The sequence below is a fragment of the Stenotrophomonas forensis genome (assembly GCF_028752115.1).
GTDB classification, from domain to species: domain Bacteria; phylum Pseudomonadota; class Gammaproteobacteria; order Xanthomonadales; family Xanthomonadaceae; genus Stenotrophomonas; species Stenotrophomonas forensis.
In genome coordinates, this window is sequence record NZ_CP082270.1 from 1,513,300 (window position 1) to 1,535,069 (window position 21,770).

The 21,770-nt window shown below is 67.9% G+C and carries 16 protein-coding genes and 1 tRNA gene; 11 read left to right on the plus strand and 6 right to left on the minus strand.

The window, feature by feature from the left end:
• The first annotated feature begins 3 nt into the window (after window positions 1-3).
• The 5 genes from K5L94_RS07100 to dapE are packed head-to-tail and all read left to right on the plus strand — an operon-like array spanning window position 4 to window position 6,070.
• Entirely contained in the window at window positions 4-2,613 is a 2,610-nt protein-coding gene (locus K5L94_RS07100; protein ID WP_484600517.1) for a [protein-PII] uridylyltransferase, read from the plus strand.
• Window positions 2,613-3,674 carry a 2,3,4,5-tetrahydropyridine-2,6-dicarboxylate N-succinyltransferase gene (gene dapD / locus K5L94_RS07105; RefSeq protein WP_053508221.1) on the plus strand — a complete coding sequence of 354 codons (1,062 nt, stop codon included), beginning with the start codon at window positions 2,613-2,615 and terminating at the stop codon, window positions 3,672-3,674. Before K5L94_RS07100 ends, dapD begins: the two co-directional genes overlap by 1 nt.
• Before the next feature lie 2 nt (window positions 3,675-3,676).
• Complete coding sequence (locus K5L94_RS07110) at window positions 3,677-4,543, plus strand: hypothetical protein (RefSeq protein ID WP_274512359.1); 867 nt, start codon at window positions 3,677-3,679, stop codon at window positions 4,541-4,543.
• Window positions 4,544-4,574: 31 nt separating this feature from the next.
• Window positions 4,575-4,946, plus strand: a complete 372-nt coding sequence (locus K5L94_RS07115; protein ID WP_008266886.1) for an arsenate reductase — start codon at window positions 4,575-4,577, stop codon at window positions 4,944-4,946.
• A complete protein-coding gene (gene dapE / locus K5L94_RS07120) occupies window positions 4,943-6,070 on the plus strand; it encodes a succinyl-diaminopimelate desuccinylase (RefSeq protein ID WP_274512360.1) in 1,128 nt (375 codons plus the stop codon). The genes K5L94_RS07115 and dapE overlap by 4 nt, the downstream gene beginning before the upstream one ends.
• 80 nt (window positions 6,071-6,150) lie before the next feature.
• Here the strand turns inward: dapE and K5L94_RS07125 are convergent, their stop codons facing one another.
• On the minus strand, window positions 6,151-7,029 hold the full coding sequence (locus K5L94_RS07125) for a tetratricopeptide repeat protein (RefSeq protein WP_274512361.1): 879 nt from the start codon (window positions 7,027-7,029) through the stop codon (window positions 6,151-6,153).
• Between the two features lie 347 nt (window positions 7,030-7,376).
• Between K5L94_RS07125 and asnB the strand changes: the two genes are divergently transcribed.
• Window positions 7,377-9,068: an asparagine synthase B gene (asnB, locus tag K5L94_RS07130; protein ID WP_274512362.1), complete on the plus strand. Its 1,692-nt coding sequence runs from the start codon at window positions 7,377-7,379 to the stop codon at window positions 9,066-9,068.
• A gap of 82 nt (window positions 9,069-9,150) precedes the next feature.
• Here the strand turns inward: asnB and K5L94_RS07135 are convergent, their stop codons facing one another.
• Window positions 9,151-11,478: a penicillin acylase family protein gene (locus K5L94_RS07135; RefSeq protein ID WP_274512363.1), complete on the minus strand. Its 2,328-nt coding sequence runs from the start codon at window positions 11,476-11,478 to the stop codon at window positions 9,151-9,153.
• Window positions 11,479-11,601: 123 nt separating this feature from the next.
• Here K5L94_RS07135 and bfr point away from each other — a divergent pair, with 123 nt between their 5' ends.
• Entirely contained in the window at window positions 11,602-12,090 is a 489-nt protein-coding gene (gene bfr, locus K5L94_RS07140; RefSeq protein WP_004151115.1) for a bacterioferritin, read from the plus strand.
• Between the two features lie 319 nt (window positions 12,091-12,409).
• Here bfr and parC read toward each other — a convergent pair whose 3' ends face one another.
• Both parC and K5L94_RS07150 read right to left on the minus strand, forming a co-directional pair.
• Entirely contained in the window at window positions 12,410-14,653 is a 2,244-nt protein-coding gene (parC, locus tag K5L94_RS07145) for a DNA topoisomerase IV subunit A (RefSeq protein ID WP_006427619.1), read from the minus strand.
• A gap of 60 nt (window positions 14,654-14,713) precedes the next feature.
• A complete protein-coding gene (locus K5L94_RS07150; protein WP_180878278.1) occupies window positions 14,714-15,595 on the minus strand; it encodes a helix-turn-helix domain-containing protein in 882 nt (293 codons plus the stop codon).
• Between the two features lie 172 nt (window positions 15,596-15,767).
• Here K5L94_RS07150 and emrR point away from each other — a divergent pair, with 172 nt between their 5' ends.
• Genes emrR through emrB form a run of 4 tightly spaced genes read left to right on the plus strand, consistent with a single transcriptional unit; the run spans window position 15,768 to window position 20,491 of the window.
• Window positions 15,768-16,211 (plus strand): multidrug efflux system transcriptional regulator EmrR, encoded by a 444-nt coding sequence (gene emrR, locus K5L94_RS07155; RefSeq protein ID WP_005408766.1) that lies wholly within the window; start codon window positions 15,768-15,770, stop codon window positions 16,209-16,211.
• Window positions 16,208-17,701: a multidrug efflux transporter outer membrane subunit EmrC gene (gene emrC / locus K5L94_RS07160; protein ID WP_274512364.1), complete on the plus strand. Its 1,494-nt coding sequence runs from the start codon at window positions 16,208-16,210 to the stop codon at window positions 17,699-17,701. The genes emrR and emrC overlap by 4 nt, the downstream gene beginning before the upstream one ends.
• Before the next feature lie 11 nt (window positions 17,702-17,712).
• Window positions 17,713-18,894 (plus strand): multidrug efflux MFS transporter periplasmic adaptor subunit EmrA, encoded by a 1,182-nt coding sequence (gene emrA / locus K5L94_RS07165; protein ID WP_180878280.1) that lies wholly within the window; start codon window positions 17,713-17,715, stop codon window positions 18,892-18,894.
• A 7-nt stretch (window positions 18,895-18,901) separates the two neighbouring features.
• Entirely contained in the window at window positions 18,902-20,491 is a 1,590-nt protein-coding gene (gene emrB, locus K5L94_RS07170) for a multidrug efflux MFS transporter permease subunit EmrB (RefSeq protein WP_006427717.1), read from the plus strand.
• A gap of 150 nt (window positions 20,492-20,641) precedes the next feature.
• Here the strand turns inward: emrB and K5L94_RS07175 are convergent.
• Window positions 20,642-20,728, minus strand: a tRNA-Leu gene (locus K5L94_RS07175).
• A 50-nt stretch (window positions 20,729-20,778) separates the two neighbouring features.
• Entirely contained in the window at window positions 20,779-21,678 is a 900-nt protein-coding gene (locus K5L94_RS07180; RefSeq protein WP_053449232.1) for a LysR family transcriptional regulator, read from the minus strand.
• Between the last annotated feature and the right edge of the window lie 92 nt (window positions 21,679-21,770).

Sequence of the window (21,770 nt, forward strand, 5' to 3'; positions counted from 1 at the left end):
TCGCTGCTGGACACGCCGGCCGCGTCGCTCAACGACCCGGACTGGGCTGCTGCCGCGCGCCAGGCGTTGCAGCAGGCCGACGCGCGCCTGTACCGCCGCTTCGACCAGGGCGACAACATCGAGCGCCTGCTGGCGCTGCGCGCACGCGCTGCAGACCATCTGATCCGCCTGGCCTGGCAGCGCTGCCTGCCGGCCGACAGTAGCCTGTCGCTGTTCGCGGTGGGCGGCTACGGCCGTGGCGAACTGTTCCCGCGTTCGGACATCGACCTGCTGGTGTTCGGCGAGCCGCCGGCACAGCTGGTGCACGAAGCGGCATTGGCGCGCCTGTTCGCGCTGCTGTGGGACTGTGGATTGGCGGTCAGCCATGCCGTGCGCTCCGCTGCGCAATGCCGCGAGGCGGCGGCCGACCAGACCGTACTGACCGCGCTGATCGAGGCGCGCCCGATCCTGGCCGAAGAGGCCACGCGTCGCGCCCTGCGCGAGGCCATCGATGATCGCGAGTTGTGGCCGGCGCGTACGTTCTTCCTGGCCAAGCTGGAAGAACTGCGCAACCGCCACCAGCGCTTCGGTGATACCGCCGACAACCTGGAGCCGGACCTGAAGGATGGCCCCGGCGGCCTGCGCGATCTCAATACGCTGGGCTGGATGGCGCTGCGCGCCTTCGGCGTGCGTGACCTGGAGGCGCTGGTCGGGCTCGGCCACCTGGGCGCCGACGAAGCGGCCGCGCTGAAGCGCGAACGCGCGGTGCTGGCGCGGCTGCGCTTCGGCCTGCACCTGGTGGCGCGCCGCCCGGAAGAGCGCCTGCGCTTTGATTACCAGAAGACCCTGGCCGCGCGCCTGGGCTTTGAAGACGACGCCGAGAACCTCGGTGTCGAAAAGATGATGCAGGGCTTCTATCGCGCCGCACTGGTGGTGCGCCGGATCAGCGACCGCCTGCTGCAGCGCTTCGAGGAACAGTTCGATGGCGAGGCGCAGCCGGAACCGCTGACCGTGGGCTTCTCCCTGCGCCGCGGCTACCTGGCGGCCAATGATGCCGACTGGCCGCGCGGCGACATCGGCCAGGTATTCGCGCTGTTCGCCAGCTGGGCCAACAATCCGCAGGTGCGTGGCCTGCATTCGCTGACCGCACGTGCGCTGGCCGAAGCGCTGCCCGTGCTGCCGGCCTACGACGTGGCCGACGCCGATGCGCGCGAGCAGTTCCTGGCGTTGCTGCGTGGCCAGCGCCCGGTCGACACGCTTTCGCGCATGGCGCGGCTGGGCGTGCTCGGGCAGTGGATTCCCGCGTTTGCCCAGGTCAGTGGGCGCATGCAGTTCGACCTGTTCCATGTCTACACCGTCGACCAGCACACGCTGATGGTCCTGCGCAACATCGGCCTGTTCGCCAGCAGTCGTGCCGACGAGCGATTCTCGATCGCGCACGAAGTGTGGCCACGCCTGCGCAAGCCGGAACTGCTGCTGCTGGCCGGCCTGTTCCATGACATCGCCAAGGGCCGTGGCGGCGACCATTCGGAGCTGGGTGCGGTGGACGCGCGCGCGTTCTGCCAGGCCCATGCGCTGAGTGGTACCGATACCGAGCTGGTGGCATGGCTGGTCGAACAGCACCTGCGCATGTCGGTGACCGCGCAGAAGCAGGACATCGCCGATCCGGTGGTGATCCATCGCTTCGCCACCCTGGTCGGCAGCCGCGACCGCCTCGACTACCTGTACCTGCTGACCTGTGCCGACATCGCCGGCACCAGCCCGAAGCTGTGGAACGCGTGGAAGGACCGCCTGCTGGCCGATCTCTATTTCGCCACCCGGCGCGCGTTGCGCGAAGGGCTGGAACACCCGGTGCCAGCGGCCGAGCGCGTGGCCGAGGCGCGTGACAGCGTGCGTGCGCTGGTGCGCGAGCAGGGCTACGACGATGCCACCATCGACCGCCAGTTCGCGGTGATGCCCGATGAAGGTTTCATCCGGCTGCGGCCGGAGCAGCTGGCCTGGCAGGCGGCCGCGCTGGTGCCGGTGAAGCAGGGCCAGGCGCTGGTGAAGGTGCGCCGGATCAGCGTCGACGACCCGGCGCTGGAAGTGTTCGTGCATTCGCCGGACCGCGACGGCCTGTTCGCCGCCATCGTGATGACCCTGGACCGCAAGGGCTATGGCATCCACCGCGCACGCGTGCTGGATGGCCCTGCCGACACCATCTTCGATACCTTCGAGGTGAACCCGGCCGATACCTTCGCCGATGGCAGCAGCACCAACCTGGAGGCTGCGCTGCGCGAGGCGCTCAGCGGTGACCTGACCCGACTGCGGCCTTCGCGCCGGGTGGTGCCACGGCAGCTGCGCCATTTCCGCTTTGCCCCGCGCATCGAGTTCCGTGATGAGCCCGGCGCGACCCGTTTTGCCCTGGTCGCCCCCGACCGTCCCGGCCTGCTGGCCGACGTGGCGTTCGTGCTGCGCAACCAGGGCCTGCGCGTGCATGACGCGCGCATTGCCACATTCGGCGAACGCGCCGAAGACACTTTCGTGATCAGTGACGAACACGACCTCCCCCTGACTGAACCTGCCCGGCAGCAGCTGCATGACGCGATGCTGGCCTGCCTGGACCCTGATCGAAACGCCGGAGACCCCGCCTGATGGCCACCAAGCCCGCCAAGAAAACCGCCGCGACCCCGAAGAGCGCAGCGGCCAAGAAACCTGCCGCCGTGCCGGCCGCGAAGAAGGCTGCCGCGCCGAAGAAGGCCGCTGCGGTGAAGGCCCCGGCGAAGAAGGTGGCTGCACCGAAGAAGGCCCCGGCCAAGAGCGCTGAAGCCGCGCGCGCCGAAACCATTGCCCGCAAGTCGCTGCGCAAGCCGGCCGCGCCGGGCGTGGAAGAGCTGAAGTTCGGCATCGAGAGCGCCTTCGAGCGCCGCGCCACGCTGACCCTGCATGAGCTAGAAGGCTCGACCAAGCCGCTGGTGAACCGGGTGATCGATGGCCTGGAAAGCGGTGAGTTCCGGGTTGCCGAGCCGGACGGCCATGGCGGCTGGAAGGTCAACGAGTGGCTGAAGAAGGCCGTGCTGCTGTACTTCCGCGTCAACGACATGGCGGTGGTCGATGCGCGCCCGGCGCCGTTCTGGGACAAGGTCGAATCGCGTTTCGCCGGCTATGACGAAGCGAAGTTCCGCCGTGGCGGCGTGCGCGTGGTGCCGGGTGCGATCGCCCGCCGCGGCACGTACTTCGGCAAGGACGTGGTGCTGATGCCGAGCTTCACCAACATCGGTGCCTACGTCGGCGAAGGTACCATGGTCGATACCTGGGCCACCGTCGGCTCCTGCGCGCAGATCGGCCAGCACTGCCACCTGTCCGGCGGCGCCGGCATCGGCGGCGTGCTGGAACCGCTGCAGGCCAGCCCGACCATCATTGAAGACCACTGCTTCATCGGTGCGCGTTCGGAAGTGGTGGAAGGCGTCGTGGTCGGCCACCACAGCGTGATCGGCATGGGCGTGTTCCTCAGCCAGAGCACGCGCATCTACAACCGCGCTACCGGCGAGATCAGCTACGGCTACATCCCGCCGTACAGCGTGGTGGTGTCCGGTTCGCTGCCGAGCAAGGACGGTACCCACTCGCTGTACTGCGCGGTGATCGTCAAGCAGGTTGATGCGAAGACCCGCAGCAAGACCAGCGTCAACGACCTGCTGCGCGGCCTGGCCGACTGAAGGTGACGGCGCCGGAAGACCTGGCGCAGTCCGCGATCTACCGGCATCCGTCCGACACCCTGTTCGGGCGGATGCTGCCTCGCCTGCTGCACGCCCCACGCTGGACCCGGCTGCGGCGTGCGCTGTCGCGGCGCTGGCCGATACCGGCGCTGGTCAGCGACGTGCGCGACGTGGTGTATGTGAGCTGGTGGGTCGATGTGCGCCATGCACCGCCACCGCCGCCGGGCCATCACTACGTCGTGCATGAAGGGCGTACGCCGTACACCATCCTCAGCTACCGCCATGGCCATTTCGGGCCCGGCATGGCCGGACCGCTGCGCGCGCTGATGCCTTCGCCACGCCAGAGCAACTGGCGCTGGTACCTGCGCCGTGACGATGCTCCGGACGGGACGCCGGTGGTGCTGTTCGACCGCAACGTGATGGGCCAGCTGGCCTTCGTGGCTGGTGCGCGCGCGTTCAGCGATGCGATGCAACCCCATCTGTCCACGCGGTTCGAACACCGGGTACGCGCCGATGGCGGCGGGCAGACCTGGATCGAAGGCGGGCAGGGCAGTGCCCCGGCGCTGCATCTGCAGTGGCGCGCCGCCGAAGGCTGGAACCCTTCGGCATGGGCCGGGTTCTGCGATGGCCATGACGCGCGGTTGCGATTCCTGACCTGCCAGGACGAGGCCATTGCACGTACCTGCGATGGGCGCTGGGCCAGCACCCGCATCGATCTGCCGGTGGATACCACCCAGCTGCAACCGCTGCAGCTGGAGGGCGGAGCGCACTGTCCGCGCCTGCAGGCGATGGGCGTGAACCTGGCCGAAGGGCTGGCGCTGCGGCTGCCGGCGGTGCAGTTCCGGGTCGTGTCCGAGCGCCTGTTGTGAGATTCTGGCCCTCTGTTTTCCAGCATCACAGATGGCCATGAGCACCACTGTCTACGGTTTGAAGAACTGCGATACCTGCAAGAAGGCGACCAAGTGGCTGGACCGCTTCGGCGTGCCGTACACCTTCGTCGACTACCGCGACAACAAGCCCAGCCCGGAAACCCTGCTGGAATGGGCCGCGCAGCTGGGCGGCCTGGCGGCGATGGTCAACAAGTCCTCCACCACCTGGCGGCAATTGCCGGACAACCGCAAGGCGGCCGAGTCCGATGCCGAATGGAAGCTGCTGCTGCGTGAGTACCCGCAGCTGATCAAGCGCCCGGTGGTGGTGACCGCCGACGGCACGGTGAGCCAGGGCTTCAGTGACAACGGATTCAAGGCACGCTTCGGCGTGGGCGGCGCATGAGTGCCGTCCTCGACCTGACCTGCGAGCTGATCGCACGCCCCTCGGTGACGCCGGACGATGCCGGCTGCCAGGCGTTGCTGGCGGCACGCCTGAAGCAGGCCGGGTTCCACTGCGATCACCTGCGCCTGGGCGAGGTCGACAACCTGTGGGCGACCCACGGCCACGGCGCGCCGGTGCTGGTGCTGCTGGGACACACCGACGTGGTGCCGCCCGGTCCACGCGAGGCATGGGCGAGCGACCCGTTCACGCCGACGATCCGTGACGGCGTGCTGTATGGCCGCGGCACGGCCGACATGAAGGGCAGCGTGGCCGCGTTCGTGGTCGCCGCCGAGCAGTTCGTGGCCGCGCATCCCGATCATCCCGGCACGCTGGCGGTGCTGTTGACCAGCGACGAAGAAGGCGATGCGATCGATGGCGTGCGCCATGTGGCACGCCTGTTCGCCGAGCGTGGCCAGCGCATCGACTGGTGCATCACCGGTGAGCCTTCGTCGACCGCGACGCTGGGTGACCTGCTGCGGGTCGGCCGTCGCGGCAGCCTGTCGACCAAGCTGCGCGTACAGGGCGTGCAGGGGCATGTGGCGTATCCGGAAAAGGCGCGCAATCCCATCCACCAGGCCGCGCCGGCACTGGCCGAACTGAGTGCGCGGCGTTGGGACGAGGGCTACGAGAGCTTCCCGCCGACCAGCCTGCAGATCTCCAACATCCATGCCGGCACGGGCGCCAACAACGTGATTCCCGGTGAGCTGGAGGTGGATTTCAACATCCGCTACAACCCGCACTGGGACGCGCCGAAGCTGGAGGCGGAGATCGCTGCACTGCTCGACCGGCATGGCCTGCAGTACACGCTGAAGTGGCATCGCAGCGGTGAGCCGTTCTACACCCCGGAAGGTACCTTGCGCGCCACTGCGCGTGCCGTGCTGGCCGAACACATCGGTCGTGCGCCGGAGGAAAGCACGGGCGGTGGCACCTCCGACGCGCGCTTCATCGCACCGCTGGGTGCGCAGTGCATCGAAGTGGGGCCGGTCAACGCCAGCATCCACCAGGTGGACGAGAACGTGCGCGTGGACGAGCTGGAAGCGCTGCCGGGGCTGTACCAGCGGCTGGTGGAACGGCTGCTGGTGTGAGGAGGGAGGGTGCCGACCGTTGGTCGGCACGCCTCCGGCTGAGGCTGCTTTCCTGTAGAGCCGAGCCATGCTCGGCTCTACTACTCCGAGAAAATGAAGAACGGCGGCTCGATCGCCTTCTTCCAATAGCTCGGCGCGGCCATGTAGAAGTGCTGCGCTTCGGCCCTGGCGAACCATTGCGTCGCTGCATCGGTGTTTTTCTCCACGCCCGGCGCGCTCCGACCCAGCAACAGCCCAGCGAAGTACTGGCCGAACACGTTGCCCTGCGCACCGGCGAGCTGGTACAGCTGCAGGGCGCGCGCCGGATCGCGCGGCAGGCCCACGCCTCTTTCCAGCAGCGCGCCCAGGTCCACCTGCGCTTCGGCATCGCCGCGCTCGGCGCGTCGCTGGATGCGGGCCACCAACGGGTGCACGGTGCCGGCCTGCGCGGCCACCGCATCCGGCAGTCGTGAGGAACGGCTTGGATAGCGGTGGTAGATCATCGCGCGCAGGTCCCAGCGCAATGCCAGCTGCGCGTCGCTGCGCGCGCGATAGGCAGTGGCGAGTTCATGGAACGCGCAGGGATTGCCGTGGTTGGCCGCTGCCAGGTAGGCGCGTTCGCCACGTCGCCACGACGCACGCAGAACCGGTGCAGGATCGATATGGGGGCTGTCGGCATGCCGCAGCGTGCCGGACGTCCAGATCCGGCCCAGTGCTTCTTCCGCCTTGGTGTTGTGGAAGGTCCAGGGCGTGATCGCGGCGGCGCGCTCGTAGTACGTGATCGCACGCGGATCGTTGAAGTGCTCGAAGGTCTGCGCGGTGTCCCAGGCACCGTCGAAGCTGCCGTCGGTGCCGCGTTGCTCCAGGCTTTGCAGCTGGGCTGGCGGCAGGGGCGAGGGCGGGGGCACGGTCTGGCATGCGGCCAGGCCCAGGCAGAGCAGGGCGGCCAGCGCCCCGGTGCGTCCATTGCTGTGTTGCATTCCAGTTACACATTTCGGGGTGGGCCATTATGCGCCGCCAGGCGGTCCGGCTGGTTGCCGACGCAACTGTTGCACCGTGCCGGAAACCGGGGTAGGGTCGATGCCATGTCGATCCACTTGGCCACCGCCGTCAACAACAACAACCGCAATAATCTGCGCGCGAATAATCGTGCGCGGCCGATGCGGGACTGCGCCCTGGGTAGATAGACAGCAACATACGCCCGGACACCAGAAAACCCGCATCGGCCGATGCGGGTTTTTTTGTGCCCGGGCGCAGCCCCACCCGGGCCTGGATGGCCGGTCGAACACCTTCCCACCCCGTGAATTCCCCCAACAGGAGCTCCGCCATGTGTTCGATCTTCGGAATCTTCGGCCTGCAGGCCGGTGACGATCTTCCTTCCCTGCGCCGCCACGCGCTGGAACTGTCGCAGCGCCAGCGCCACCGCGGCCCGGACTGGAGCGGCGTGTACCTCGACGAAGGCGCACTGCTGGTCCACGAGCGGCTGGCCATCGTCGATCCGGCCGGCGGCTCGCAGCCGCTGCTGTCGGCCGATGGCCAGCTGGCGCTGGCGGTGAACGGCGAGATCTACAACCACCAGCAGCTGAAGGCCGCGCTGACCGCCGCCTATGACTTCCAGACCGGCTCGGATTGCGAAGTGATCAACGCGCTGTACCGCCAGGGCGGATCGCCGGCGCAGTGGCTGGAGCAGCTCAACGGCATCTTTGCCTTCGCGCTGTGGGACCGTGACAGCGGCCGCGTGCTGGTGGCGCGTGACCCGGTCGGCGTGGTGCCGCTGTACTGGGGCCATGATGCGCAGGGTCGCCTGCGCGTGGCCTCGGAAATGAAGGCGCTGGTGGACACCTGTGCAGACGTCGCGCAGTTCCCGCCGGGCCACTATTTCGACAGCGCCAGCGGCGAACTGGTGCGCTATTACCAGCAGCCGTGGCGCGAGTACGCGGATGTGCAGGGCCGCCAGGCCGACCTGGCCGAGCTTCGCCAGGCCTTCGAGCATGCGGTCGAACGCCAGCTGATGAGTGACGTGCCGTACGGCGTGCTGTTGTCCGGTGGCCTCGATTCCTCGCTGGTCGCCGCCGTGGCTGCGCGCTATGCACGCCGTCGCATCGAGGACGGCTGCCAGACCGAAGCCTGGTGGCCGCGCCTGCATTCATTCGCGATTGGCCTGAAGGGCTCGCCCGATCTGGCGGCCGCAGCGATTGCCGCCGAAGCGCTGGGCACCGTGCACCACGGCTTCGAATACACCTTCGAAGAAGGCCTGGATGCACTGCCGGAAGTGATCCGCCACATCGAGACCTATGACGTCACCACCATCCGCGCATCGACGCCGATGTTCCTGCTGGCGCGGCGGATCAAGGCGATGGGGGTGAAGATGGTGCTGTCCGGCGAAGGCAGCGACGAGATCTTCGGTGGCTACCTGTACTTCCACAAGGCGCCGGATGCGCGCGAATTCCACGATGAACTGGTGCGCAAGCTCGATGCCCTGCACAACTACGACTGCCTGCGCGCCAACAAGTCGATGATGGCCTGGGGCGTGGAGCCGCGCGTGCCGTTCCTGGATCGCGAATTCCTCGACGTGGCGATGCGTTTCGACGCCGCGCACAAGATGGTCGGTGCCGGGTTCGGTGGCCGTCGCATCGAGAAGGCGGTGCTGCGCGAGGCGTTCGACGGCTACCTGCCGGACAGCATCCTGTGGCGGCAGAAGGAACAGTTCAGCGATGGCGTCGGCTACGGCTGGATCGACGGGCTGAAGGCGCATGCCGAAGCACAGGTGAGCGACCGTGTGCTGGCGGCTGCGGACAAGCGCTTCGCGCACAACCCTCCGCAGACCAAGGAGGCGTATTACTACCGCCACCTGTTCGAGCAGTTCTTCCCCAGTCGCGCAGCTGCCGAGACGGTGCCGGGCGGCAAGTCGATCGCCTGTTCGTCGCCGGCGGCGATTGCATGGGATGCCAGCTTCGCGGCAGCGGCCGACCCGTCCGGTCGTGCGATTGCCGGCGTGCACGAACAGGCACTGGCCTAGCGCCGGCGGTAGTGCCGGCCGCTGGCCGGCAATGGCGGGGTCAGATTCCTTCTCCTTTGGGAGAAGGATCTGGCCGCGATCGTCAACGTGCAGGCACCAGCGTCATCACATGCTGGGCCTTGCCCGGCAGGAACGGGGTGGGTCGGCCATGCACCCAGTCTTCATGGCCGGCACCCCAGTAGGGGGACAACGGATGACCGCTCTGGCCGCCGGGCATGTGCACGATGCCATCGGCCTCGTGGCCTGGCGAGACCACCATCCGCTCGGAGGCGCCGAAATTCGGCGTCTGCACGCGCGGCATGTCGCGGTCGCCGGGCAGGCGATCGGCTGGCATGCACAGCCAGCGCTTTGCGAAGTCCGGCAGCGCGCGTGCGATCGGATGACAGATCGCCGCGGTGTTGCGTTCGCCCCAGCTGCGCTGGGCCAGCGGGCCCTGTTTGGACAGTTCGTCCTCGGTTCGTCGTGCCGCATCGACCAGCAGTGCGTCCCAGCTGTCGAAGGCAGGGGGCAGCAGGTTGGCCGGGCGCTGCTGCAGCATCGGCCAGGCGACGCCTTCCAGCTGCGCCAGCCGCGGGTCCAGGTAGTCCTCTCCCAGTCGAGCGTTGGCCGGGGCCAGTAAAGCGTCAGACAGCGTCTGCATTACCTGCGAGCGGAACTCGCGCACCACCCGGTAGCTGACCGAGCTGACCGAGGCGCGGCCGCCCCATTGATGGCTGGCCTCTCCCAACCGCTTCAACGCAGGATCGTCACTGCGTTCGATGACGTCGTGCAGCAGTGCCCACCAGCGCTGCAGGAACACCGCGCGGTCGTCGAGCTGGATCGCCAGCAGGTCGTGCTCGTCGAAGCGCTCCTGGATGGCCAGCAGGTCGCGGATCTGCCGCGCACGGGCCCCAAGGTCATAACCACCATGGCCAACGCTGGCCAATGCCTCGCCGTCGAGCACGCGGCCGTTGGCGGTCCACAGGCGATGGCTGGGTGGATCAATCAGTGCCGGTGCGGCGTCGCTGCGGATCGGCCAAGGCGCGCAGTCCTGGTTGCTGGCGGCGTTGAAGCCGGCCGGTGCACAACCGGGGCCGCGGTCTGGACGGGCGCCGATCAGGCGCCAGGCGATGCGTCCGCTGCGGTCGCCGATCACCAGGTTCTGCGCCGGGATGCCGGCCTGGTCGGCGAAGTGCAGGGCGGCTTCCAGATCGCCGGCACGGGCCAGGTCACCAAAGTCCAGGCGCACCGCACCCGGCAGCTGCGCGACCCAGCGCAGGGCATCGCCGCTGCCATCGGCATGCGTGTGCAGGATCGGTCCCCATGCGGTTTCGCGCACCGGGAACAGCACGTCGGCCTGGCCCGCCACCGCGATGCGTTCCTCATGCACGGTGACCGCAGCGTTGGCCGGTTCAGTGCGGTAGTCCGCCGTGTCGATGTAGCTGTTGGTGAAGCCCCAGGCAACGTGCCCGTTGCTGCCGACGATCACCGCCGGCAGGCCGGGCAGCGAGAAACCGGTGACATCGACCTGGCCGCCTGCGGCCTGCGGGTCGGGGTAGCGCAGGCGCACGCGGAACCACAGCCCCGGCGCGCGCAGTCCCAGGTGCATGTCATCGGCGACGATGGCGCGGCCGTCGGCGGTCAGTGCACCGGATACGGCGAAGTTGTTGCTGCCGACCGCATCGGCCTCTTCCTGTCCGGTGCCCGGCTTTCCCTGCAATGTGCGCAGATCGAGCTGGCTGGCGTCGGGCAGCACGGCGTTGCCGGTTGGTTCGCCGAACAGGGGCGCATCCCATTCGCTGCCATCGTGGGCGAGCAGGGCGTACAGCGCCGGCGGCACCACCGCGCGGATGCGGCTCAACGCCAGCTCGGTCTGGTTGCCCGGATCCTGCAGGTCGGCGTACATGGCCAGCCCGGTGAGCACGCTGTCGCTGGCCCGCCAGGGTTGCGGCGCCTGGCGCAGCAGCAGGTACGCCCATGGCCGCACCGGAAGTCCGGCCAGTCCCTCATTGACGCCGGCGACGTAGGCGCCCACGGCCTCGCTGTTGCTGCCCAGCGCGGCCTGCATGTTCGCCTCGGTACGCGCGCGCAGGCGATGCACGCGCATGCGCTTGTCGGCGTCGACGGCCTTCGGCCCGAACAGCGCCGACAGCTCGCCCGCGGCACTGCGCCGCATCAGGTCCATCTCGAAATAGCGTTCCTGCGCATGCACGCGGCCCAGCGCACGCATCGCGTCGGCCTGGCTGCCGGCGGTGATGGTGACCACGCCCAGCGCATCGCGCTCGACGGTGACCGGCTTGGCCAGGCCCGGCAGCGCATGCTCGCCGTCCAGGTCGGCCAGGCTGCCGCGCAGCAGCAGCCACAGCACCAGAACGGTGGCCAGCACGATGGCGATCAACACGCCCAGCACCCAACGCCATGTACGTCGCATCGCACGTCCTTTCCACGCTCGAGGGTCGATTGTAGCCGCAGGCGCAACTGCGACTGATTCCGATTAGATCACCGTCGCCGGAAATGCGTCACCCTATGCCGCATCGATTCACAGGAGCCCCCCATGAAAGGCAACCCGGACGTCATCGCCTGCCTGAAGGAACTGCTGCGCGGCGAGCTTGCTGCCCGCGACCAGTACTTCATCCATTCCCGCCGCTACGAGGACCAGGGCCTGTTCGCGCTGTACGAACGCCTGAACCACGAGATGGAAGAAGAGACCCAGCACGCCGACGCGCTGCTGCGCCGCATCCTGTTCCTGGGCGGCGACCCGGACATGCGCCCGCATGCCACCGAGCCGGGCAAGACCGTGGAGGAGATGCTGCAGAAGGATCTGGATACTGAATACGCGGTTCGGAACAATCTCGCCGCCGGCATGAAGCTGTGCGAAGAGAAGGGTGACTACGTCAGCCGCGACATGCTGCTGGCGCAGCTGAAGGACACCGAGGAAGACCATGCCTGGTGGCTGGAGCAGCAGCTGGGCCTGATCAAGCGCATCGGCCTGGAGCTCTACCAGCTGAGCAAGATCGACGGCAACGGCGCCCCGGCGCACTGAGCCGCAGGCGCTGGGCAATTCCCGGCGACCACCCGGTAGAGCCGACCGCTGGTCGGCTGCTCTTCAAAAGACAGCCGACCAGCGGTCGGCTCTACCAGAAGAAGCACAAAGTTCTGTCGCCCGCCAGCACCGGAGCACCGCCAGCCAGCCTTCGCCCGCCAGCTGCTCCACCGCCCGCCAGCCGACAACAAAAAAGCCGGGGCATGCCCCGGCTTTTTCGTGTCTGACGTCCCTGGATTCCGGTAGTGCCGGCCGCTGGCCGGCAACGTTGGATCCGAGCAACATTCAGCAGTTGCCGGCCAGCGGCCGGCACTACCGGTCACTCCACCGACAGCCCTTCCACCTTCTGCCAGCCACGTGGCAACAGGTGGCCGCGGGTGGCGCGGGCGCCGAGGTAGGCGTCCAGCTCGTTGAACTTCAGGCCCATGGTGCGCTGGCCGCTGCGCACCTGCAGGGTCTGGCCCGGGCTGATCGCCACGATGGCGACCACGCGTTCGGTGGCGAGCTTGGCCTTGGGGATCTCGATGATCTTGTTGCCCTTGCCCTTGTCCAGTTCCGGCAGGTCGTTGGCGGCGATCGCCAGCAGGTTGCCGGAGCTGGTCACCGCCACGATGCGATCAGTGGCGACGTTGGCAACCACCGAAGGAATCAGCACCGACGAGCCGGCCGACAGGTTCAGCATCGCCTTGCCGGCCTTGTTGCGGCCGATCAGGTTCTCGAAGCGGGTGACGAAGCCGTAGCCATGGCTGGAGGCCAGCACGAAGCGCGTCTCCGGTTCGGCACTGGCCAGGGTGACGAAGCTGGTGCCCGGCGCCGGCGAGAAGCGGCCGGTCAGCGGTTCACCGTTGCCGCGAGCGGACGGCAGGGTATGCACCGGCGTCGAGTAGGCGCGGCCCTCGCTGTCGAGGAACGCGACCTGCTGGGTACTGCGCGCGCGCACCGCGCCCTGCAGGGCGTCGCCATCGCGGTAGGACAGGGCGGACGCATCGACATCGTGGCCCTTGGCCGCACGGATCCAGCCCTTCTCCGACAGCACGACGGTCATCGGCTCGCTCGGCACCAGCTCGGTCTCGTCGATGGCCTGCGCGGCCTGGCGCTGCACCAGCGGCGAACGGCGTGCGTCGCCGAACTTCTTGGCATCGGCGGTCAGTTCGTCGCGGATCAGCTTCTTCAGCTTGGCCTTGCTGTCGAGGATGCCGAGGATCTTCTCGCGCTCCTTGGCCAGCTCGTCCTGCTCGCCGCGGATCTTCATCTCTTCCAGGCGCGCCAGCTGCTTCAGCTTGGTTTCCAGGATGTACTCGGCCTGGTCGTCGGACAGGCCGAAGCGCGCGATCAGCGCTGCCTTCGGTTCGTCCTCGGTACGGATGATGTGGATCACCTCGTCCAGGTTGAGGAAGGCGACCAGCAGGCCTTCCAGCAGGTGCAGGCGGCGCTCGACCTTCTGCAGGCGGTGCTGCAGGCGGCGGGTGACGGTATTGCTGCGGAAGGTCAGCCATTCGCTGAGCAGCATCTTCAGGTTCTTCACCTGCGGACGGCCGTCCAGCCCGATCACGTTGAGGTTGACGCGGTAGCTGCGCTCCATGTCCGTGGTCGCGAACAGGTGGCCCATCAGCTGCTCGGCATCGACGCGGTTGGAGCGCGGCACCAGCACCACCCGCACCGGGTTGGCGTGGTCGGACTCATCGCGGATGTCTTCCAGCCACGGCAGCTTCTTGGCGCGCATCTGCGCGGCGATCTGCTCGATCACCTTCGACGGCGACACCTGGAACGGCAGCGCCGTGACCACGATGTTGTTGGCTTCCTTGGTGAAGGTCGCACGTGCACGCACGCTGCCGTTGCCGGTCTCGTACATGTTCCGCAGATCGCTGGCCGCGGTGATGATCTCGGCGCTGGACGGGTAGTCCGGGCCCTGCACGTGCTCGCACAGGTCGCGCACGCTGGCCTCGGGGTTGTCCAGCAGGTGCAGCAGCGCGCTGACGATCTCGTTGAGATTGTGCGGCGGTACGTCGGTGGCCATGCCCACGGCGATGCCGGTGGTGCCGTTGAGCAGCAGGTGCGGCAACCGCGCCGGCATCCAGGTCGGTTCCTGCAGGGTGCCGTCGAAGTTCGGCGCCCAGTCGGTGGTGCCCTGGCCCAGTTCGCCCAGCAGTACTTCGGCGATCGGGGTCAGCTTGGATTCGGTGTAACGCATCGCCGCGAACGACTTCGGGTCATCGCTGGAGCCGAAGTTGCCCTGGCCCTCGATCAGCGGATAGCGGTACGAGAACGGCTGGGCCATCAGCACCAGCGCTTCGTAGCACGCGCTGTCGCCGTGCGGGTGGTATTTACCGATGACGTCACCGACGGTGCGCGCGGACTTCTTCGGCTTGGACGCGGCATTCAGGCCCAGCTCGCTCATCGAATAGATGATGCGGCGCTGCACCGGCTTCAGGCCGTCGCCGATGAACGGCAGAGCGCGGTCCAGGACCACGTACATCGAGTAGTCGAGGTAGGCGCGCTCGGCGTACTCGCGCAGCGGCAGTTGTTCGAATCCGTGGAACACGGGGCGGGCAAGTTCGGTCATGCGGCGTTGTTACCTGTTGTCGGGAGGCGGCGACGGCGGTCGCCGCTCGCAATCCTGTGATTATCCGGATGCGGCGGGGGATGCCAAGCCGCGCGCAGGGTCCAGCCCGGTTTCCAGGCCATGCCCGGCGCGTGCCAGGTAGCGCCCGGGTGGCAGCCCGAAGTGGCGGCGGAACACGGTGACGAAGGCGCTGGCGCTGCTGAAGCCCAGCGCATGGGCGATATCGGCCACGCTGCGGCCGTCGGTCAGTTGGCGCAGGGCCTCGGACAGGCGGGCCTGCTGCCGCCACTGGGCGAAGCTGAGGGTGGTCTCGTCGCGGAAGTGGCGGGTCAGGCTGCGCGGGGAAAGCCCGGCCCAGTGCGCCCATTCGGCCAGGCTGCGCTCGTCGGACGGGTCGGCCAGCAGCTGCGAGGCGATCTTCAGCAGGCGCCGGTCATGCGGCATCGGCAGGTGCATGCGCTGGCGTGGCGCGGTGCGGATCTCGTCCAGCAGCACGTCGATGATGTGCTGGCGTTCGGGCGTGGTGGCATAGCCCAGCGGCCATTCGCAGATGCGGTCGGCCAGCGCCTGCGCCAGCTTGGACAGGCCCAGCACGCACGGATCGGAGGGCAGGGTGGAGCAGGCAGGCGCCGCCAGGGCCATGCCCCAGCCGCGCAACGGCCCGTCGAGGGTGACCGTATGTGGCTCAAGCGGCGGCATCCAGCCGGCCGAACCCGGCGCCAGTGACCAGGTGCCGTGCGAGGTGCGGGTGGTCAGCAGGCCGCGCTCGACGCAGATCAGCTGCGCGCGCTGGTGGTGGTGCCAGTCCACTTCGCGGACCAGGCCCTGCGGGCTGTCGAAGCGGAAGGCGACGACCGGTGGGCCATCGTTGCGCTCGAACCAGTCCAGCGCGTCGTCACGCAGCAGGCGCTTGGGAGGGGGGATTTCTGCCTTGTTCATCATATCCGCTGGCTGAAATGTGTCATCCATTGGCTGGATTGTACTACCGGGCCACCTGACCAGATCATTAAGGTAGGCGCCTTCACTGATCGAGCCCGCTGCTGCAACACAGCATTCGATGCCAGATCGAATATTTCCATTGAGAAATATTTTTTTTGGAAGAGAATGCTCCCCCATGATCTGTCCTGCAACCACTCCCCCCAGCTTCGGCCTGCTGCTGCGCCAGGTGCGCGACGGCCTGGTCCGCCAACTCGACGCGTCCATGGCTGAAGAAGATCTGGGCATCGGCTTCACCCACTACATCGGGCTGAAGGTGCTTTCGCACATGGCCCCCTGTACCGCCAACGAACTGGCCCAGGCCATCGACCAGGTGCCCAGTGCGGTCACTCGCCTGCTGGACAAGCTCGAGGCCCTGGGCTGTGTCCGCCGCGAGCCGCATGCGCAGGACCGGCGTGCACTGCAGATCGTGCTGACCGACGAAGGCCGCGCGCTGTGGGCGCGGCTGAAGCTGCGCGGCGACGCGGTGATGGATTACGCGCTGCGTGATCTTTCCGCCGATGAGCGCACGCTGCTGCTGTCCCTCCTTACCCGAATCCGCGATTCACTGACGACCCCATGAACCCGATCCCGCATCCCACTCTCCGCCGGTCCGGGCGCGCGCTGCTGGTGTCAGCGCTGGCCCTGGCCCTGGCCGCCTGCGCCAGCAGCCGCGGCCTCACCCCGCAGGGCCACGTGCTTGAGGTGGACAGCCTGCACAGCGAACGCACCCTGGCCGACACCGACCTGAGCGCCACCGGTTTCCCGGCGCAGGACTGGTGGAAGGCACTGGGCGACGCGCAGCTGGACGCGCTGATCGCTGAAGGCCTCGCCGGCCACCCGAGCCTGGACGCCGCCGATGCACGCCTGCGCCAGGCCCAGGCCCAGGTCGGCACCGCACGAGCCGATCAGCTGCCCAGCCTGTCGGTGTCCGGTGGCTACACCGGCCTGCGCCTGCCCGAATCGATGGTCGGCAGCGAGATGGGCGGCCGCTACGGCGGCAGCAGCCAGGTTGCCTTCGACTTCAGCTACGGCGTGGACCTGTGGGGCGGCAAGCGCGCGGCCTGGGAAGCGGCCGTGGATGGCGCGCATGCCGCCACGGTCGAAGCCCAGGCGGCACGCCTGAACCTGTCCACCGGCATCGCCCAGGCCTACACCGACCTGGCCTACGCCTGGCAGCTCAATGACGTGGCCGAGGAAGAACTGACCCGCTCGCAGAAGTCGCTGCAGCTGACCCGCCAGCGCCGCAGCGCCGGCATCGACAGTGACCTGCAGGTGCGCCAGGCCGAGGCCCGCGTGCCGGCCGCGCAGCAGCAGGTGCTGGCCGCGCAGCAGCGCATCGACGCTGCCCGCACCGCGCTGGCCGCGCTGGTCGGCAAGGGCCCGGACCGGGGCCTGTCGATCCAGCGCCCGCAGCCGCTGAACCCGATGGCGTTGCAGCTGCCGGGTGTGCTGCCGAGCGAACTGCTTGGCCGTCGCCCGGATATCGTGGCTGCGCGCTGGCGCGTGGAAGCGGCCGACAAGCAGATCAAAGTCGCCAGGACCAAGTTCTACCCGAGCTTCAACCTGACCGCGCTGGCCGGCGTGGTCGCCCCGAACGTGGGCGATCTGCTGAAGAGCAGTTCCACCTTCGCCTACATCGGCCCGGCGCTGAGCCTGCCGATCTTCGAAGGCGGCAAGCTGCGCGCCAACCTGGCCAACACCGATGCGCAGTACGACCTGGCGGTGGCCAACTACAACCAGGCCGTGCTCGACGCATTGCGCGACGTCGCCGACCAGGTCAATGCGGTGCGTTCGCTGGCACAGCAGGCGCACGCGCAGCAGCAGGCCGTGGACACCGCACGTTCGGCCTTCGACCTGGCCCAGCAGCGCTACCGCGCCGGCATCGGCAGCTACCTGGACGTGCTGACCGCGCAGTCCACCCTGCTGCAATCGCAGCAGCAGCTGGCCGGCCTGCAGTCGCAGCAGGTGCAGACCTCGGTGCGCCTGAGCAAGGCCTTGGGCGGTGGTTTCCAGCCCGCTGACGCCGACCGCGCCCCGATTGCCTCCCATTCCGATTCCTCGCATTCCTGAAGACCTCCGCCATGAGCCAGACCCAAGACACTGCGGCCCCGGCCGCCTCCAACCGCCGCGGCAACCTGCTGCGCGGCCTGTTCGTGATCGTCGTGCTGCTGCTTGCCGCACTGGCGCTGTGGTACTTCATGTTCGGCCGTTGGTTCGAAGAGACCGACGATGCCTACGTGCAGGGCAACCAGGTGCAGATCACCCCGCTGGTGGCCGGTACCGTGGTCGCCATCAACGCCGATGACGGCATGCGCGTCGAGCGCGGCCAGCTGCTGGTGCAGCTGGACCCGTCCGACACCTCGGTGGCGCTGCAGCAGGCCGAAGCCAACCTGGCCAAGACGGTGCGCCAGACCCGCGGCCTGTACCGCAGCGTGGAAGGCGCGCAGGCAGACCTGAATGCCCGCCAGGTGACCCTGAAGCGCGTGCGTGACGACTTCGCCCGCCGCAAGGACCTGGCCGCCACCGGTGCCATCTCCAACGAAGAACTGGCCCATGCCCGCGATGAGCTGGCCGCCGCCGAAGCGGCCGTGGCCGGTTCGCGTGAGACCGTCGAGCGCAACCGCGCGCTGGTCGACGACACCGTGATTGCCACCCAGCCGGACGTGCAGGCAGCGGCCGCGCAGCTGCGCCAGGCCTTCCTCAACAACGCCCGCGCCGGCATCGTCGCGCCGGTCACCGGCTACGTTGCCCGTCGTTCGGTGCAGGTCGGCCAGCGCGTGCAGCCGGGCAATGCCCTGATGGCCGTGGTGCCGACCGAGCAGATGTGGGTCGAGGCCAACTTCAAGGAAACCCAGCTGCGCCACATGCGCCTGGGCCAGGAAGTGGAGCTGAAGTCCGACCTGTACGCCGGTGACGTGAAGTACAAGGGCCGCATCCAGAGCCTGGGCCTGGGCACCGGCTCGGCGTTCTCGCTGCTGCCGGCGCAGAACGCCAGCGGCAACTGGATCAAGATCGTGCAGCGCGTGCCGGTGCGCATCGCCATCGATGCCAAGCAGCTGGCCGAGCACCCGCTGCGCATCGGCCTGTCGATGAAGGCCGAAGTGAGCCTGCGCGACCAGAAGGGCGAAGTGCTGCCGAGCGCGGCGGCCAAGGGCACGGTGTTCGACACCGATGTGTATGCCAAGCAGCTGCATGATGCCGATGAGGTGATCCACACGATCATCCAGGGCAACCTGCCGCAGCAGCAGGCGAAGGTGGGCTGAGGTCGCCATGTCCGCACAAGCTCCAGCCGCGCCCGGTGCTCCGGGCGCCCCGGCGGCGCCGGGTGCGGCCTCCGGGTTCCTGCCGCCCAGCGTCGCCCTGTGCACCGTGGGCCTGGCGATGGCGTCGTTCATGCAGGTGCTCGACACCACCATCGCCAACGTCTCGCTGCCGACCATCGCCGGTAATCTCGGTGCCAGTTCGCAGCAGGCGACCTGGGTCATCACCTCGTTCGCGGTCAGCACGGCCATCGCGCTGCCGCTGACCGGCTGGCTCAGCCGCCGCTTCGGAGAGCGCAAGCTGTTCGTCTGGGCCACGCTGGCCTTCGTCATCACCTCGCTGCTGTGCGGCCTGGCGCAGAGCATGGGCATGCTGGTGGTATCACGCGCGCTGCAGGGCTTCGTGGCCGGCCCGATGTATCCGATCACGCAGTCACTGCTGGTCTCGATCTATCCCCGCGAGAAACGCGGGCAGGCGCTGGCGCTGCTGGCGATGATCACCGTGGTGGCGCCGATCTGCGGCCCCATCCTCGGTGGCTGGATCACCGACAACTACAGCTGGGAATGGATCTTCCTGATCAACGTGCCGTTGGGCATCTTCGCCGCGCTGGTGGTGGGCAACCAGCTGAAGGGGCGCCCGGAGCAGATCGAGAAGCCGAAGATGGATTACGTCGGACTGATCACCCTGGTGATCGGTGTTGGCGCGCTGCAGCTGGTGCTCGACCTGGGTAACGACGAGGACTGGTTCTCGTCGATGAAGATCGTGGTGCTGGCCTGCGTGGCCGTGGTGGCGCTGACGGTGTTCCTGATCTGGGAGCTGACCGACAAGGATCCGATCGTCGACCTGAAGCTGTTCCGCCATCGCAACTTCCGCGCCGGTACGCTGGCGATGGTGGTGGCCTATGCGGCGTTCTTCAGCGTGGCCCTGCTGATCCCGCAGTGGCTGCAGCGTGACATGGGTTACACCGCGATCTGGGCGGGCCTGGCGACCGCGCCGATCGGCATCCTGCCGGTGATCATGACCCCGTTCGTGGGCAAGTACGCATCGCGCTTCGACATGCGCATGTTGGCCACGGTGGCCTTCATCGTGCTGTCGATGACCAGCTTCCTGCGTTCGAACTTCAACCTGCAGGTGGACTACATGCACGTGGCCGGCGTGCAGCTGATCATGGGTATTGGTGTGGCGCTGTTCTTCATGCCGGTGCTGCAGATCCTGTTGTCGGACCTGGATGGTCGCGAGATCGCGGCAGGCTCGGGCCTGGCGACGTTCCTGCGTACGTTGGGCGGCAGCTTTGCGGCGTCACTGACGACGTGGCTGTGGGCGCGACGCACCCAGGTGCACCATGCCGACCTGACCGAGCACATCTCGGCCTATCAGCCGGGCATGCAGGACCAGGTGGCGGCAATGGGGCAGGGTGACCTGCAACATGGCGCGGCGGTACTGAACAACATGATCAACCATCAGGCATCGCAGATGGGCTTCAACGACATCTTCTTCCTGCTGGGCTGGATCTTCCTGGCGATCATTGCCTTCCTGTGGCTGGCCAAGCCGCCGTTCGGCGCCGGTGCAGGTGCTGCTTCGGCCGGCGGCGGGCATTGACCGACCGGTGTTGATGAAAAACAAAACCCCGCCGCAAGGCGGGGTTTTTGTTTGAAGTCTCATCGTGATGCATGCACGCGTCGCCTGGATGTGCCCGGATGACGGGCATGAAAAAACCCGCTTGCGCGGGTTTGATCATTTGCTGAGTCATGGTGCCCAGGAGAGGACTCGAACCTCCACGAAGTTGCCCCCGCTAGCACCTGAAGCTAGTGCGTCTACCAATTCCGCCACCTGGGCGACTCAGGAGACGAATTATGGGGAACGGCAGAAGATGTGTCAACAAGATTTCACGCTTTTTTCTGCGGCTGCACGCCCAGGTGATGCAGCAGGCTGCGCATCGCCGGCGACAGCTGCGTCCACTCGGCAAAACAGGCGCACAGGCGACGTTGAGCCCACGCATCGGCAAGCGGTACCGCGACAGTGTGCGTGCTGCGCCGATGCTGGCGGGCGATGGTACGCGGCACGATGCCGACCCCGATGCCGTGGCCGACCATGATGCACACGCCTTCGAAGGTCTTCATGCGGATGCGCACGTCCAGGCGGCGCCCGATGTCGCGCGCCTGGTCTTCAATGTAGGTCTGCAGTGCATTGCCATCGGCCAGCGCAACGAAGGTCTCGCCGGCCACATCGGCGAAGGCCACGCTGCGCCGCGATGCGAGGCGGTGGTCTGCGGGCAGCAGCATCACCAGCGGATCTTCGGCCACCACATGCTGCTGCAGGCCGGCGGCATCGACCGCGTCGCTGATGATGCCGGCCTCGGCCTGGCCGGTACTGATCGCACGCACGACTTCAGGACTGGTCCGTTCCAGCAGTTCGACATGCAGGCGCGGGCGTTCGGCCAGCCACGGTGCGAGCCGCGCGGGCAGGTAGTTGGTCAGCGCCGCAGTGTTGGCATACAGGTGCAGGGTGCCGCGCGCGCCATGCGCGAACGCCTGCAGCTCGCCGCGCAGCTGCGCCTGCTGCCGCAGGATCAGGCGGGCATGGTGGGCGAGGGCAGCGCCGGCCTCGGTCAGGCTGACTCCGCGCGGGTGCCGGTTCAACAATGCCGTACCGGCGTCGGCTTCGATCGTGCGCAGGCGTTCACTGGCCGAGCCGAGCGCCAGGTTCGCCTGCGCTGCGCCGGCCGTGATGCTGCCGGCTTCGGCGATGGCCAGGAACAGGCGCAGGTCGGCGATGTCCATCCGCATGTCGTGCCCTCATTGCAACGCCTGAGCCTTCGGATCAGCCGAAGGCGAGGCCGGGAAGACCGCATTGTGCGCCGGGCGGTGGCCCGATCCAA

Bases quoted from the DNA above. Each gene is read 5' to 3' on its own strand.
- emrB (WP_006427717.1), top strand. From the start codon at position 18,902: ATGTCCGCACAAGCTCCAGCCGCGCCCGGTGCTCCGGGCGCCCCGGCG.
- dapE (WP_274512360.1), top strand. From the start codon at position 4,943: ATGAGTGCCGTCCTCGACCTGACCTGCGAGCTGATCGCACGCCCCTCG.
- asnB (WP_274512362.1), top strand. From the start codon at position 7,377: ATGTGTTCGATCTTCGGAATCTTCGGCCTGCAGGCCGGTGACGATCTT.
- K5L94_RS07115 (WP_008266886.1), top strand. From the start codon at position 4,575: ATGGCCATGAGCACCACTGTCTACGGTTTGAAGAACTGCGATACCTGC.
- emrR (WP_005408766.1), top strand. From the start codon at position 15,768: ATGATCTGTCCTGCAACCACTCCCCCCAGCTTCGGCCTGCTGCTGCGC.
- parC (WP_006427619.1), bottom strand. From the start codon at position 14,653: ATGACCGAACTTGCCCGCCCCGTGTTCCACGGATTCGAACAACTGCCG.
- K5L94_RS07135 (WP_274512363.1), bottom strand. From the start codon at position 11,478: ATGCGACGTACATGGCGTTGGGTGCTGGGCGTGTTGATCGCCATCGTG.
- dapD (WP_053508221.1), top strand. From the start codon at position 2,613: ATGGCCACCAAGCCCGCCAAGAAAACCGCCGCGACCCCGAAGAGCGCA.
- K5L94_RS07150 (WP_180878278.1), bottom strand. From the start codon at position 15,595: ATGATGAACAAGGCAGAAATCCCCCCTCCCAAGCGCCTGCTGCGTGAC.
- K5L94_RS07125 (WP_274512361.1), bottom strand. From the start codon at position 7,029: ATGCAACACAGCAATGGACGCACCGGGGCGCTGGCCGCCCTGCTCTGC.
- emrC (WP_274512364.1), top strand. From the start codon at position 16,208: ATGAACCCGATCCCGCATCCCACTCTCCGCCGGTCCGGGCGCGCGCTG.
- bfr (WP_004151115.1), top strand. From the start codon at position 11,602: ATGAAAGGCAACCCGGACGTCATCGCCTGCCTGAAGGAACTGCTGCGC.
- K5L94_RS07180 (WP_053449232.1), bottom strand. From the start codon at position 21,678: ATGCGGATGGACATCGCCGACCTGCGCCTGTTCCTGGCCATCGCCGAA.
- emrA (WP_180878280.1), top strand. From the start codon at position 17,713: ATGAGCCAGACCCAAGACACTGCGGCCCCGGCCGCCTCCAACCGCCGC.